Below are 12,225 nucleotides of genomic sequence, written 5' to 3'. Positions count from 1 at the left end.
GTGCGGTCGGTGCGCTCAATGCGCTGGTCGGTGCGGTCGGTGCGCTCAGCCGCGGCGCCGCAGTCGGCGGAGGCCGAAGAAGACGGCGCAGACCGCGGCGACGGCCAGCGCGCCGAACTTGACGCTGCCGGAGGCCGAGGAGCCGTCGCCGCCGTCGCCCGACGCGCTCGAACCACCGCCGCCCGAGGGAGACTTGGAGCCGGAAGCCGCCGCACCGTCGGGCGCGTCCTCCGCCTCCACCTCGCTCCCGGACCCCTCGGTCCCGTACATGAGCTTGGTGCCGTCGGCGGAGTAGCTGACGGACTCCCCCTGCCGCTGCAGGGGCACGTCGAGCCGCCCCTTGCGCTCGATCTTCCCGCCGTTCCAGTCGTAGTAGATGCCCCCGAAGTAGCCGCGGACGGCGAGCTGGGAACCGTCCGGGGAGAAAGCGGCGTCGGTGGCCCACAGCTCCACGGGGACGGTGGGCTTGAAGACGTTCTCGCCGGACGTGGAGAGCTTCGCGGGCCCCTCGTACAGATGCCCCCCGTCCTCGTGCTTGTCGATGATGTACACGCGGCCGGTCTTGGGATGGACGATCAGGGACTCGGCGTCGCGGGTGCCGTCCGTGTACTTCACGACGTACTGCTTGGCCCGGACGCTCTGGTCCTTGAGCTCCTTGGGCTCGGGGAGCTGATAGATCCAGACGTAGGGCCAGGTCACCCCGTCGTTGTCGCCGATGTCACCGACCCAGAGCTGGTTGTCGGGACCCATCGCGATGGCCTCTACGTCACGCGGGGTGCCCACGCCGGTCAGGGTGATCGTGGCGACGGTCTTTCCGGTGCCGCTGTCCACGGCGTAGAGGCAGGCGCAGGTGTCCTGGTCGTTGTGCGTCCAGTAGACGCCCGGGTGCTGACGGGACGCCGCCAGGCCGCTGGACTCGGTGATCCGGGGGTCGGTGATGGTGAACCCCTTGTCGCCGTCGGCGGCGGTCGCGGGCGCGGCGAGCACCCCCGTGAGGAGGACCGCGGCAAGGAACGCAAGCAAGCGACGCATGCGCCAAGCCTGCCATCCCGGCCGAGGTTTCACGGCGCGTGGCCCGTCTCACACCCCCGCCCGTCCCCTCCCTCCCGCCGATCCCCGATGATGAGCGGATGCTCAGGTTCATGCCCGTCGGCGATTCCCAGACGATCGGAAGCGCCGGCGAACACACATGGCGCTATCGGATGTGGCAACACCTGCGCACGACGTACGGCGGCCCGTTCGCCGTCGTCGGACCGCGCGAGACGCTGTACGACAAGGCGACGGAAGCGCCCACCTCCTACGAGTACGCCGATCCGGACTTCCCCCGCGCCCATCTGGCCGGCTGGGGCGAGGGCTGGCTGCACATGGCCCCCCTGATCGGCGGGGCGGTCCGCGCGCACCGGGCCGATGTGCTGCTGGTCGCCCTCGGCCTCATCGACCTGGGCTTCTACACGAACGCGGGGCAAACCGCCGCCAATGTACGGACGTTCGTGGCCGAGGCACGGGCGGCCAACCCCCGGGTGGGGATCGTCGCCCTGCCGGTGATCCCGAACGTCCGCGCGCAGACCGAGCCCGACTTCGCCGCCGAGGTCGCCGCCTTCAACGAACTCCTCGCCAAGGCCCTCGCCGACCTCGACGAGCCCCGCTCACCCCTCCTGCTGGCGTCACCCCCGCCCGGCTACGAGACGCACCTCGACACCTACGACGGCACGCACCCCAACGCGAGCGGCGAACACAAGATCGCGGAGGCCTTCGCGGAGGCGCTGTACCAGGGCTGGGAGCTGGGCGGGGAGTACGAACGCTCGGCGTGAGGTCGCCCGTGACATGGTCACCGTGCGTATCGTTGTACTGCGCGGCGGCACTCGTGCATGGGGTCGCCGGGGAGGAGCGCCACGATGACCGTCACTGAGGACAGGATCACGATGGCCGAGGAGAGCGGCGAGCTGTCTCTGGACGTCATGTTCGAGTTGCTCGAGAAGATGCCCATCCCCGAGGGAACGAAGGTTGAGATCGTCGGGGGAAACATCTTCATGTCACCGCAACGGCAGAATCACTGGGAGATCATCTCGGCCGTCTTCGAGCAGTTGCGGAGCAAGTATCCCCGCAAGCGGCTCGCATCCGACGTACGCATCGACTTCCCTGGTCATCTGAACGGCTTCGCATGCGACATGGCGGCCATGGCAGACCGCTCGGTGAAAGACAGCAAGGGGCGCTGGCGCTACCAGGACGTCGAGTTCGTGGCCGAGGTCATCTCCAAGGACACGGCAGCGAACGACTACGGGCCGAAGAAGCTCGCCTACGCCACCGCCGAGGTCCCGGTCTACCTCATCGCCGACCCCTACAAGGGCCGCTGCTACCTCTACACCCACCCCAAAGAAGGCGACTACGCCACGCGGACGAAGATCGACTTCGGCGACGACATCGACCTCACCGGCACCGTCGTCGACCTGACCCTCAAGACCGACGACTTCCCCCGCGACTGACCGAACCCCCCTTGCCTGGAGCGCACTCGAAGCCGTTGGCTTGAGTTCCATGGAGTACACGCAGCTCGGACGCACCGGACTCAAGGTCAGCCGCCTCGTCCTCGGCACCATGAACTTCGGCCCGCAGACGGACGAAGCCGACAGCCACGCGATCATGGACGCGGCGCTCGGCGCGGGCATCAACTTCTTCGACACCGCGAACGTGTACGGCTGGGGTGAGAACAAGGGCCGTACCGAGGAGATCATCGGCAACTGGTTCGCGAAGGGCGGCGAGCGCCGCGACAAGGTCGTCCTCGCCACCAAGGTGTACGGGAACATGGCCGGCGACGGCCCCTCATGGCCGAACCACGACAAGCTCTCCGCCCTCAACATCCGACGGGCCGTCGACGCGTCGCTGAAGCGGCTGCAGACCGACTACATCGATGTCTACCAGTTCCATCACGTCGACCGCAGCACTCCCTTCGAGGAGATCTGGCAGGCGATCGACGTCCTCGTCCAGCAGGGCAAGATCCTCTACGTGGGGTCCAGCAACTTCCCCGGCTACAAGATCGCCCAGGCGAACGAGATCGCGGCCCGCCGCTCCGGGACCATCGGCCTCGTCAGCGAGCAGTGCCTCTACAACCTCGCCGAGCGGCGCGCCGAGATGGAGGTCATCCCGGCCGCGCAGGAGTACGGGCTCGGGGTCATCCCGTGGTCCCCGCTGCAGGGCGGTCTGCTGGGCGGGGTCATCAAGAAGCAGGTCGAGGGCGGTCGCCGGGCGAGTGGCCGGGCCGCCGACACGCTCGCCGACCCCACCGCACGCGCCCAGATCCAGGCCTACGAGGACCTGCTCGACAAGCACGGCCTGGAGCCTGGCGAGGCCGCGCTGGCCTGGCTGCTCACCCGTCCCGGCGTGACCGGCCCGATCGTCGGTCCGCGCACCGCCGAGCAGCTCGACTCCGCACTGCGCGCGGTCGAGCTGGAGCTGAGCGAGGAGCTGCTGACGGGGCTCGACGAGATCTTCCCGGGTCCGGGCCCGTCGCCGGAGGCATTCGCCTGGTAAGGCCGCCGACAACGCCCATGGGCGGGCATGGCACGGCGGCGGCCGTCGTCGCGTCGGCTACTTTCCGACGGCCGCCGCCACCGCCACCACGACGAACATCAGCACAAGCGCACCGGCCATGATCCGGTTCCGGGTCTTCGGGTCCACGCGTCGAGCCTAACCGGCCCCGCCGAGCGGCCAACGCCCGACCGGCTCGTAACGGGGCTGCGCCCCGGGAACGCCGGACTTCGGCAGGTTGCTGCACACCAGCACCAGCTCCCCCACCGTCCAGGTACGGCCCACGAAGGTGTCCAGCGCCTCGACGTACGGCCGGACGTCCAGCGCGTCCCGGCTGCGGGCCAGCGTCAGGTGGGCCTTGTAGCGGCGGTGTTCGTCCATCTCCACGCCCGCCTTGCGGGCCGCGGCCTCCGCCCGGCCGGCCAGCAGTCGCAGCGCCGGCACGTCCTCGGCCGCGCCCGCCCACAGGGCCCGCCCGCGCCCGAACTGTCCTCCGCCGCGCACCGCCAGGGCAAAGGGCGCGCTGCGGTGCGCGGCCCGCTCCAGCCGTGCCGACAGGTCCGGGACGAGGTCGTCGTCGACCTCGCCGTAGAAGGCGAGGGTGAAGTGCCAGCCGGGGCGGCCCGTCCAGCGCAGTCCCTCCGCACCGGGCAGTGCGCGCAACCGGGCCACCTCGGCGGCGAGTTCGTCGGCGACGTCGTCCGGGGGCAGCACTGCGGCGAAGAGTCTCATGCCCCGATTGTCCCGGCTCCGGGGAGCGCGCGCCGGGCATGATGGACGTCATGCAGATCACCATCAGAGAAGGCGGCCCCGACGACGTCCCCGTGATACTCGGCATGCTGGACAGCAGCGTGGAGTGGCTGGTCTCACAGGGGCGCACCGGTCAGTGGGGTACGAAGCCCCTGTCGGAGAGTCCGAGCGTGCTGGAGTCGGTCGTCCGGTACATGGAGGACGGCGAGGTGTTCATCGCCGAGGCCGACGGGGTGCCGGCCGGGACCCTCACCCTCAACGGCGCGCCCGGCGCCTACCTCTCCCATCTCCCGCCGCCGGGCGAGCCCGAGCGATACATCCACTGGCTGGCGTCCGACCGCCGCTTCAAGGGCCACGGGGTGGGCAGCGCCCTCCTGGCGCACGCCGCCGAGGCGACCCGCCGCGCAGGCGTCGCGCTGCTCCGGGTGGACTGCTACGCCGGTGACGACGGAGCCCTCGTCGCCTACTACGAACGCAACGGCTTCACCGCGACGCAGGCGTTCACCGTCGGCGACAACGACTGGCCGGGCCAGTTGCTGGCCCGGCGCGTGTAGCGACAGGCGTCACGACACCGGGGTGAGTTCCCGGGTCTCTCGGGGTACGAGTCGGACCGTCGGGTGGCCGGCGGTCCAGCCGAGGGAGAGGCGGAGGTTGCCCACCCGGGCCAGGACCAGGCCGATGGCGAGGGCGGCGGTGGCCGCGATCACGCCGCCGACCGCCAGGCCGGCCCGGACGCCGTACGCGTCCGTGATCCAGCCCGCTATCGGCGCGCCCACGGGCGAGCCGCCCAGGAAGACCATCATGTAGAGGGCCATGACCCGGCCCCGCATGGCCGGGTCGGTGCCCATCTGGATGCTGGTGTTCGCGGTGACGTTGACCGTCATCCCGAACATCCCGATCGGGACCATGAGCAGGGCGAACAGCCAGAGCGAGGGAGCGCCGGCGGCGACTGTCTCCATGACGCCGAAGGCGACCGCCGCCGCGATCATCACGCGCATCTTGGCCGTGCCGCGCCGGGCGGCGAGGAGGGCGCCGGCGAGCGAGCCGACCGCCATCAGCGTGTTGAAGAGGCTGTAGGAGCCGGCGCCCGCGTGGAAGACGTCGTCGGCGAAGGCCGAGAGGTAGACGGGGAAGTTGAAGCCGAAGGTGCCGATGAACCCGACCAGGGTGATCGTCCAGATCAGGTCGGGGCGGCCGGCCACGTAGTGCAGGCCCTCGCGCAGCTGGCCCTTGGCGCGCGGGGCGCGCTCGACGGCGTGCAGTTCGCGCGCCCGCATCAGCAGCAGGCCGGTGATGGGCGCGACGAAGGACAGGCCGTTGGCGAGGAACGCCCAGCCGGTGCCCACGCCGGTGATCATCAGACCGGCGACGGCGGGGCCGACGAGGCGCGCGGACTGGAAGTTCGCGGAGTTGAGACTGACCGCGTTCTGCAGCTGGTCGGGGCCTACCATCTCGGAGACGAAGGACTGGCGGGCCGGGTTGTCGACGACGGTCGCGAGACCGACGGAGAAGGCCGCCACGTAGACGTGCCAGACCTCGACGTGTCCGGAGAGGGTGAGCAGGGCCAGTGCGATGCCGGTGACGGCCATCGCGGACTGGGTGAACAGCAGTGCGCGGCGCTTGGGCAGGCGGTCGACGAGGACGCCGCCGTAGAGGCCGAAGAGAAGCATCGGCAGGAACTGCAGGGCCGTCGTGAAGCCGACGGCCGTGGCGGAGCCGGTGAGGCTGAGGACCAGCCAGTCCTGGGCGATGCGCTGCATCCAGGTGCCGATGTTCGAGACGACCTGGCCCATGAAGAACAGGCGGTAGTTCCTGATTCTCAGGGAGCTGAACATCGACGACGTACGAGCGGGGGCGGAGTCTGCTCCGGGTCCCGTACTCAAAAGGGTTCGCCTCCTCGAATGCTGCCTACAGGTGCGCGAGGCACCGATGCGCGAGTTGCCGGTGCGCAGGATGCCGGTGCGCAGGATGCCGATGCGCAAATTACAGGTGCGCGAGCCTCTCCAGCACCGGAGCCGCGGCGCGCAGCTTCGCCCACTCGTCCTCGTCGAGGCCGTCGACCAGGGTGGCGAGGAAGGCGTTCCGCTTGGCGCGGCTCTCCTCGAGCATGGCCTCGGCCTGCTCGGTCTTCGTGACGACCTTCTGGCGGCGGTCGTCGGGGTGCGGCTCGAGCCGGACCAGTCCCTTGGCCTCCAGGAGCGCCACGATGCGGGTCATCGAGGGCGGCTGGACGTGCTCCTTGCGGGCGAGTTCGCCCGGGGTGGCACTGCCGTAGAGGGAGAGGGTGCCGAGCACCGACATCTCGGTGGGGCTCAGGGACTCGTCGACCCGCTGGTGCTTGAGCCGACGGGACAGTCGCATCACGGCGGAGCGCAGGGAGTTCACGGCGGCAGCGTCGTCGCCATGGGTGAGGTCAGGCATCTCTTTAGGGTAACTCATTACTCTGGCTAAACAAGCTGGGGCGCGCCGGGATTCCCGTGACACCGGCCACGGAAACCCCTTCATCACTCGAACGAGTGAGTCCGCAGCGGAAAGTGACCGAAGTGCGGTACGCGCCCGCGACCCTCGTCTCATGGGGACCAGTGTGCTCAGCCTGCGCATAGACGGGGAGCTGCTCGAACGGCTCCGGCAGCATGCCGCCAAAAGGGGAATGAGCGTCCAGGACTACGTAGTCCAGACGCTCATTCGCGACGACTTCGACGAGCGGTTCCAGACCGCCGTCGAGGAGACGGAGAAGTTCTACGGGCTCACGTAGGGCCTGCCCTGGCGCGGACAGACCCCAGGGCCGTCAGGGCTCACGTGAGGCCGAGGGCCGGCATCAGGTAGTAGAAGACGAACACGGCGGAGACCACGTACATCGGCACCGGCACGTCCTTGCCGCGCCCGACCGCCAGGCGCAACAGGACGAAGGCGATGAAGCCCATGCCGATGCCGTTGGTGATCGAGTAGGTGAACGGCATCATCACCATGGTGATGAAGGCCGGGATGGCGATGGTGTGGTCGGCCCAGTCGATCTCCTTGACCGAGCCGGCCAGGATCAGATAGCCGACCGCGAGCAGGGCGGGCGTCGCGGCCTGGGACGGGACCATCGTGGCGACCGGCGTGAGGAACAGCGCGACCGTGAAGAGGCCGCCGGTGACGAGGTTCGCGAAGCCCGTGCGCGCGCCCTCGCCGACGCCGGCCGTGGACTCCACGAAGGCGGTGGTGGCGGAGGAGGAGCTGGCGCCGCCCGCGGCGACCGCGAGGCCGTCCACGAAGAGGACCTTGTTGATGCCGGGCATCTCGCCGTGGGCGTCGGTCAGCTTGGCCTCGTCGCTGACGCCCATGATCGTGCCCATCGCGTCGAAGAAGCACGACAGCAGGACCGTGAAGACGAAGAGGATGCCGGTCAGCACGCCGACCTCGTCGAAGCCGCCGAACAGGCTGACCTCGCCGATCAGCCCGAAGTCGGGGCTGGCGACGGGGTTGCCGGGCCACTCGGGGGTGGTGAGACCCCAGGAGGGGACGGTCGCGACGGCGTCGATGATCAGCGCGAGGACGGTCATCGCGACGATCGAGATCAGGATCGCGCCGGGCACCTTGCGGGTGATCAGGGCCAGCGTGAGCAGCGCGCCCAGGATGAAGACGAGAACCGGCCAGCCGTTCAGGTGACCGTCGCCGCCGAGCTGGAGCGGGACGGTGGTCTGGGCGGCGTCCGGGATGCGGCTGACGAAGCCGGCGTCGACGAGCCCGATCAGCATGATGAACAGGCCGATGCCGATGCTGATCGCCTTGCGCAGGCCGAAGGGGACCGCGTTCATGACGCGCTCGCGCAGACCGGTGGCGACCAGCAGCATGACGACGAAGCCCGCGAGGACCACCATGCCCATCGCGTCCGGCCAGGACATCCGGGGCGCGAGCTGGAGCGCGACCACCGAGTTCACGCCGAGGCCGGCGGCCAGCGCGATGGGCACGTTGCCGATCACGCCCATGAGGAGCGTGGTGAACGCGGCCGTCACACAGGTGGCGGTGACCAGCTGGCCGTTGTCGAGCTGATGCCCGTACATGTCCTTCGCGCTGCCGAGGATGATCGGGTTCAGCACGATGATGTACGCCATCGCGAAGAAGGTGGCGAAACCGCCACGGATCTCCCGGGGCAGGGTGCTGCCCCGCTCAGAGATCTTGAAGTAGCGGTCGATCATTAGAGGTTCCTACGATCAGAAGTAGCCAAGATGCGGACAAGATGGGGACGAACGCAAAACGGGTTCAGTATGAACATATAAAGCCGCGGACGCTATCTCCGCGCGTAGATGTCTTCCTCTCGTAAGCTGAGCCCATGGCGAAGTGGACCCCTACGCACGAGGCGCCGGAGCCCCTGGAGGGCCCCGTGGTCGCCACCATCACCGGCGGCACGATCCTCTGGTTCGTCCTCTTCCTCGTCCAGCTCCCGTTCTACGGCTGGTTCGACGACCAGGGCCATCTGTGGTGGCTGTGGACGTGCCTGGCCGGCGCCGGGCTCGGCCTCATCGGCATCTGGTACGTCCGCAAGCGGGACGCGGCGATCAAGCGCGCGGCGACGACGGCCGAGCAGGCTCCCGCGGAGTAGGGGAACACGCTCCGGTGGCACTAGGGGAACATCCCTACACCCGGCGTACTACCCCTGTCCTCCCCAGGTCGGATCTTCCGCCCCCTCGGGGGGTGAACCCCCAAATCCGCACGTACCGTCGATGCCATGACCCATATCGACGCGCCCGCCACTGTGCCGACGGCGACCGGTCTCACCGCCGCCGAGGTCGCGCAGCGCGTCGCGCGCGGTCAGGTCAACGACGTGCCCGTCCGCAGCAGCCGCTCGGTCGGCGAGATCGTCCGGGGAAACGTCTTCACCCGCTTCAACGCCATCATCGGCGTCCTGTGGCTGATCATGCTCGCCGTCGCGCCCATCCAGGACGGCCTCTTCGGCTTCGTGATCCTCGCCAACACCGGCATCGGCATCATCCAGGAGTGGCGGGCGAAGCAGACCCTGGACTCCCTCGCGGTCGTCGGCGAGGCCCGGCCCACCGTCCGCCGCGACGGCGCCGCGACCGAGGTCTCCACCTCCGAACTCGTCCTGGACGACCTCATCGAGATCGGACCCGGCGACAAGGTCGCCGTGGACGGGGTGTGCGTCGAGGCGGACGGGCTGGAGATCGACGAGTCCCTGCTCACCGGCGAGGCCGACCCCGTCGTGAAGCGACCGGGCGACCCGGTCATGTCGGGCAGCTTCGTGGTGGCCGGCGGCGGCGCGTTCCAGGCCACCAAGGTCGGCCGCGAGGCCTATGCCGCCCAGCTCGCCGAGGAGGCCTCCCGCTTCACGCTCGTCCACTCCGAGCTGCGCTCCGGCATCTCCACGATCCTGAAGTACGTGACGTGGATGATGGTCCCGGCCGCGCTCGGGCTGATCGTCACCCAGCTCGTCGTCAAGGAGAACGACCTCTCGGACTCCGTCGCCCGTACCGTCGGCGGCATCGTCCCGATGGTCCCGGAGGGGCTCGTCCTGCTCACCTCGGTCGCCTTCGCGATCGGCGTCATCCGGCTCGGCCGGCAGCAGTGCCTGGTGCAGGAGCTGCCGGCCATCGAGGGCCTCGCCCGCGTCGACACCGTCTGCCTGGACAAGACCGGCACCCTCACCGAGGGCGGGATGGACGTCACCGAGCTGCGCACCCTCGACGGCGGCGACGAGAGCTACGTACGGCGGGTGCTCGGCGCGCTCGGGGAGTCCGACCCGCGGCCGAACGCCTCCCTCCAGGCGATCATCGACGCCTACCCGGACGCCGAGGACTGGCGCTGCACCGAGTCCCTGCCGTTTTCCTCCGCGCGCAAGTACAGCGGCGCCAGCTTCAGCGAGGGCAACGGGGAGAGCAGCACCTGGCTGCTGGGCGCGCCGGACGTGCTGCTGGCCGAGGACGATCCCGCCCTCGCCGAGACCGAGCGGCTCAACGAGCAGGGCCTGCGGGTGCTGCTGCTGGCCCGCACCGCCCGCGACCTCGACGCCCCCGAGCCCGCGCACGGGGCCCGGCCCGCCGCCCTCGTCGTCCTCGAACAGCGGCTGCGGCCGGACGCCGCGGACACCCTGCGCTACTTCGCCGAGCAGAACGTCCACGCCAAGGTCATCTCCGGCGACAACGCGGTGTCGGTGGGGGCGGTGGCGGCGAAGCTCGGGCTGGACGGCGCCACGGTGGACGCCCGCCGGCTGCCCGCCGACCGGGCCGGCATGGGGCAGGCCCTGGACGAGGGCACGGTGTTCGGCCGGGTCACCCCGCAGCAGAAGCGGGACATGGTCGGCGCGCTGCAGTCACGCGGGCACACCGTGGCGATGACCGGGGACGGCGTCAACGACGTCCTCGCGCTGAAGGACGCGGACATCGGCGTCGCGATGGGGTCGGGCTCCGAGGCCACCCGGGCGGTCGCGCAGATCGTGCTGCTGAACAACAGCTTCGCGACCCTGCCGTCGGTGGTGGCCGAGGGCCGGCGGGTCATCGGCAACATCACCCGCGTGGCGACCCTCTTCCTGGTGAAGACGGTCTACTCCGTGCTGCTGGCCCTGCTGGTGGTCTGCTGGCAGGTCGAATACCCCTTCCTGCCACGCCACCTGACCCTGCTCTCCACCCTCACGATCGGCATCCCGGCCTTCTTCCTGGCCCTCGCCCCCAACACGGAACGGGCCCGCCCGCACTTCGTCAGACGCGTGATGCGGTACTCGGTGCCGGGCGGGCTGACGGCAGGCGTCGCGACCTTCTTGACCTATCTGATCGCCCGTCACTACTACACCGGCGAGGGCTCGTTGGAGGCGGAGACCAGCGCGGCGACGCTCACGCTGTTCCTGATCTCGATGTGGGTGCTGGCGATCATCGCCCGCCCGTACACCTGGTGGCGGCTGCTGCTGGTGGCCTCGATGGGCGCGGCGTTCCTGCTCGTGCTGGTGGTCCCGTGGCTGCAGCACTTCTTCGCGCTGAAGCTGGTCGGGATGACGATGCCGTGGATCGCCGTGGGCATCGCGGCGGTGGCGGCGGTCGCCCTGGAGTTCTCCTGGAAGTGGGTCGACCGCCGTTTCCCGGCGTAGCTGAACCGTTTACTCTGCCGAACCGTCCACTGGACGGAACCGTTTACTTCACGTCGACGAAGTCGCCCGCCGCGCTGACCGCCGGGGTCGTCGAGTTGCCGGCGAAGGTGTAGCGGTAGTAGCCGTCGACGGTCGCCTTGACCGTGGTCTTCAGCGTGCCGGTCGAGCTGGTCCTGATGGTCTTGACCGTGCTGTAGACCGTGCTGCCCTTCTTCTTGAACTGCAGCTTCACCGACTGGGTCGCGTAGCCGCCGTACTTGTTGGTGTCCCAGTTGGCGCGGGTCAGCTTGCCCGTGATGGTGAGCGTCTTGCCCTTCTTCACCGGCTCGGGCGTGGCGTCGGTCGTCAGCGCCGACTTGCGCTGGACGTTGATGGCGCCCAGGTTGCTCTGCCACTTGAAGTCGTCGAGGCTGGTGGCGTCGTTGGGGACGGCGAGCGCGCCCACCTTCCAGGCGCCGGCCTCGCTGTTGCCCAGGTCGGTGGAGGGCCGGAACTGGATCTTGGCCGTGCAGTGCAGGACCGTCGTGGAGGCCGCGGTGCAGGTGCCCGGGTTGTCGCCGGCGATGGTGTCGGAGTCGGCGTTGAGCGTGGTGCCCCGGTAGAGCAGCGGGCCGCTCACGAACGAGCTCGCGCTGAGGGTCGCGGGCTTCGTCACGGTGTAGGTGGCGTTGACGACGACCTGGGCCGAGGGGCCGACCACGACGGCCTTGCCCGCGTTGACCTTCACCTGGGAGAAGGTCACGGCGGGCGCCGCCGTCGGCGCGGCCTGCGCGGCCGGGACGGCGAGGGCGGAGAGAGCGAGGGCGCCGGAAGCGGCGACCACGATGGCGCGTATGCGCATGTGCGTTCCTCGGATGGAGCGAAGTGAAAGGGAG

13 protein-coding genes are annotated in these 12,225 nt (G+C 69.6%); 7 read left to right on the top strand and 6 right to left on the bottom strand.

The window, feature by feature from the left end; genetic code table 11:
- Positions 1-45: 45 nt before the first annotated feature.
- Positions 46-1,032 carry a WD40 repeat domain-containing protein gene (locus tag ACWD4O_RS15225; protein ID WP_451280144.1) on the bottom strand — a complete coding sequence of 329 codons (987 nt, stop codon included), beginning with the start codon at positions 1,030-1,032 and terminating at the stop codon, positions 46-48.
- Between the two features lie 98 nt (positions 1,033-1,130).
- Here ACWD4O_RS15225 and ACWD4O_RS15220 point away from each other — a divergent pair, with 98 nt between their 5' ends.
- From ACWD4O_RS15220 to ACWD4O_RS15210, 3 genes are all read left to right on the top strand, one after another.
- On the top strand, positions 1,131-1,811 hold the full coding sequence (locus tag ACWD4O_RS15220; RefSeq protein ID WP_451280143.1) for an SGNH/GDSL hydrolase family protein: 681 nt from the start codon (positions 1,131-1,133) through the stop codon (positions 1,809-1,811).
- An 84-nt stretch (positions 1,812-1,895) separates the two neighbouring features.
- Entirely contained in the window at positions 1,896-2,483 is a 588-nt protein-coding gene (locus ACWD4O_RS15215; protein ID WP_358803577.1) for a Uma2 family endonuclease, read from the top strand.
- Positions 2,484-2,532: 49 nt separating this feature from the next.
- Positions 2,533-3,525, top strand: a complete 993-nt coding sequence (locus tag ACWD4O_RS15210; protein WP_451280142.1) for an aldo/keto reductase — start codon at positions 2,533-2,535, stop codon at positions 3,523-3,525.
- Positions 3,526-3,681: 156 nt separating this feature from the next.
- Here ACWD4O_RS15210 and thpR read toward each other — a convergent pair whose 3' ends face one another.
- Positions 3,682-4,254: an RNA 2',3'-cyclic phosphodiesterase gene (gene thpR, locus ACWD4O_RS15205; RefSeq protein ID WP_451280141.1), complete on the bottom strand. Its 573-nt coding sequence runs from the start codon at positions 4,252-4,254 to the stop codon at positions 3,682-3,684.
- A gap of 50 nt (positions 4,255-4,304) precedes the next feature.
- Between thpR and ACWD4O_RS15200 the strand changes: the two genes are divergently transcribed.
- Complete coding sequence (locus ACWD4O_RS15200; RefSeq protein WP_451280140.1) at positions 4,305-4,826, top strand: GNAT family N-acetyltransferase; 522 nt, start codon at positions 4,305-4,307, stop codon at positions 4,824-4,826.
- Between the two features lie 9 nt (positions 4,827-4,835).
- Here ACWD4O_RS15200 and ACWD4O_RS15195 read toward each other — a convergent pair whose 3' ends face one another.
- Positions 4,836-6,107: an MFS transporter gene (locus tag ACWD4O_RS15195; protein ID WP_451280318.1), complete on the bottom strand. Its 1,272-nt coding sequence runs from the start codon at positions 6,105-6,107 to the stop codon at positions 4,836-4,838.
- A gap of 148 nt (positions 6,108-6,255) precedes the next feature.
- Positions 6,256-6,693: a MarR family winged helix-turn-helix transcriptional regulator gene (locus tag ACWD4O_RS15190; RefSeq protein WP_351904569.1), complete on the bottom strand. Its 438-nt coding sequence runs from the start codon at positions 6,691-6,693 to the stop codon at positions 6,256-6,258.
- A 151-nt stretch (positions 6,694-6,844) separates the two neighbouring features.
- On the opposite strand from ACWD4O_RS15190, the gene ACWD4O_RS15185 reads away from it, so the two are divergent.
- Positions 6,845-7,027 (top strand): ribbon-helix-helix protein, CopG family, encoded by a 183-nt coding sequence (locus ACWD4O_RS15185; RefSeq protein ID WP_057600791.1) that lies wholly within the window; start codon positions 6,845-6,847, stop codon positions 7,025-7,027.
- Between the two features lie 40 nt (positions 7,028-7,067).
- Here the strand turns inward: ACWD4O_RS15185 and ACWD4O_RS15180 are convergent, their stop codons facing one another.
- Entirely contained in the window at positions 7,068-8,453 is a 1,386-nt protein-coding gene (locus tag ACWD4O_RS15180) for an NCS2 family permease (protein ID WP_451280139.1), read from the bottom strand.
- 134 nt (positions 8,454-8,587) lie between these two features.
- Here ACWD4O_RS15180 and ACWD4O_RS15175 point away from each other — a divergent pair, with 134 nt between their 5' ends.
- Together ACWD4O_RS15175 and ACWD4O_RS15170 are read left to right on the top strand one after the other, a co-directional pair.
- Positions 8,588-8,857 carry a DUF2530 domain-containing protein gene (locus tag ACWD4O_RS15175; protein WP_358803584.1) on the top strand — a complete coding sequence of 90 codons (270 nt, stop codon included), beginning with the start codon at positions 8,588-8,590 and terminating at the stop codon, positions 8,855-8,857.
- Between the two features lie 126 nt (positions 8,858-8,983).
- A complete protein-coding gene (locus ACWD4O_RS15170) occupies positions 8,984-11,350 on the top strand; it encodes an HAD-IC family P-type ATPase (RefSeq protein WP_451280138.1) in 2,367 nt (788 codons plus the stop codon).
- A gap of 43 nt (positions 11,351-11,393) precedes the next feature.
- Here ACWD4O_RS15170 and ACWD4O_RS15165 read toward each other — a convergent pair whose 3' ends face one another.
- A complete protein-coding gene (locus ACWD4O_RS15165) occupies positions 11,394-12,191 on the bottom strand; it encodes a hypothetical protein (RefSeq protein ID WP_451280137.1) in 798 nt (265 codons plus the stop codon).
- Positions 12,192-12,225 lie beyond the last annotated feature (34 nt).

This window comes from Streptomyces sp. NPDC002623 (genome assembly GCF_053592635.1).
Note: the sequence above shows the minus strand (reverse complement) of the source record. Positions and strands in the feature narration are given on the sequence as shown.

What these genes read in the sequence shown, in the direction of transcription:
- ACWD4O_RS15225 (WP_451280144.1), bottom strand. Translation starts at nt 1,032, where the DNA reads ATGCGTCGCTTGCTTGCGTTCCTTGCCGCGGTCCTCCTCACGGGGGTG.
- ACWD4O_RS15220 (WP_451280143.1), top strand. Translation starts at nt 1,131, where the DNA reads ATGCTCAGGTTCATGCCCGTCGGCGATTCCCAGACGATCGGAAGCGCC.
- ACWD4O_RS15215 (WP_358803577.1), top strand. Translation starts at nt 1,896, where the DNA reads ATGACCGTCACTGAGGACAGGATCACGATGGCCGAGGAGAGCGGCGAG.
- ACWD4O_RS15210 (WP_451280142.1), top strand. Translation starts at nt 2,533, where the DNA reads ATGGAGTACACGCAGCTCGGACGCACCGGACTCAAGGTCAGCCGCCTC.
- thpR (WP_451280141.1), bottom strand. Translation starts at nt 4,254, where the DNA reads ATGAGACTCTTCGCCGCAGTGCTGCCCCCGGACGACGTCGCCGACGAA.
- ACWD4O_RS15200 (WP_451280140.1), top strand. Translation starts at nt 4,305, where the DNA reads ATGCAGATCACCATCAGAGAAGGCGGCCCCGACGACGTCCCCGTGATA.
- ACWD4O_RS15195 (WP_451280318.1), bottom strand. Translation starts at nt 6,107, where the DNA reads ATGTTCAGCTCCCTGAGAATCAGGAACTACCGCCTGTTCTTCATGGGC.
- ACWD4O_RS15190 (WP_351904569.1), bottom strand. Translation starts at nt 6,693, where the DNA reads ATGCCTGACCTCACCCATGGCGACGACGCTGCCGCCGTGAACTCCCTG.
- ACWD4O_RS15185 (WP_057600791.1), top strand. Translation starts at nt 6,845, where the DNA reads ATGGGGACCAGTGTGCTCAGCCTGCGCATAGACGGGGAGCTGCTCGAA.
- ACWD4O_RS15180 (WP_451280139.1), bottom strand. Translation starts at nt 8,453, where the DNA reads ATGATCGACCGCTACTTCAAGATCTCTGAGCGGGGCAGCACCCTGCCC.
- ACWD4O_RS15175 (WP_358803584.1), top strand. Translation starts at nt 8,588, where the DNA reads ATGGCGAAGTGGACCCCTACGCACGAGGCGCCGGAGCCCCTGGAGGGC.
- ACWD4O_RS15170 (WP_451280138.1), top strand. Translation starts at nt 8,984, where the DNA reads ATGACCCATATCGACGCGCCCGCCACTGTGCCGACGGCGACCGGTCTC.
- ACWD4O_RS15165 (WP_451280137.1), bottom strand. Translation starts at nt 12,191, where the DNA reads ATGCGCATACGCGCCATCGTGGTCGCCGCTTCCGGCGCCCTCGCTCTC.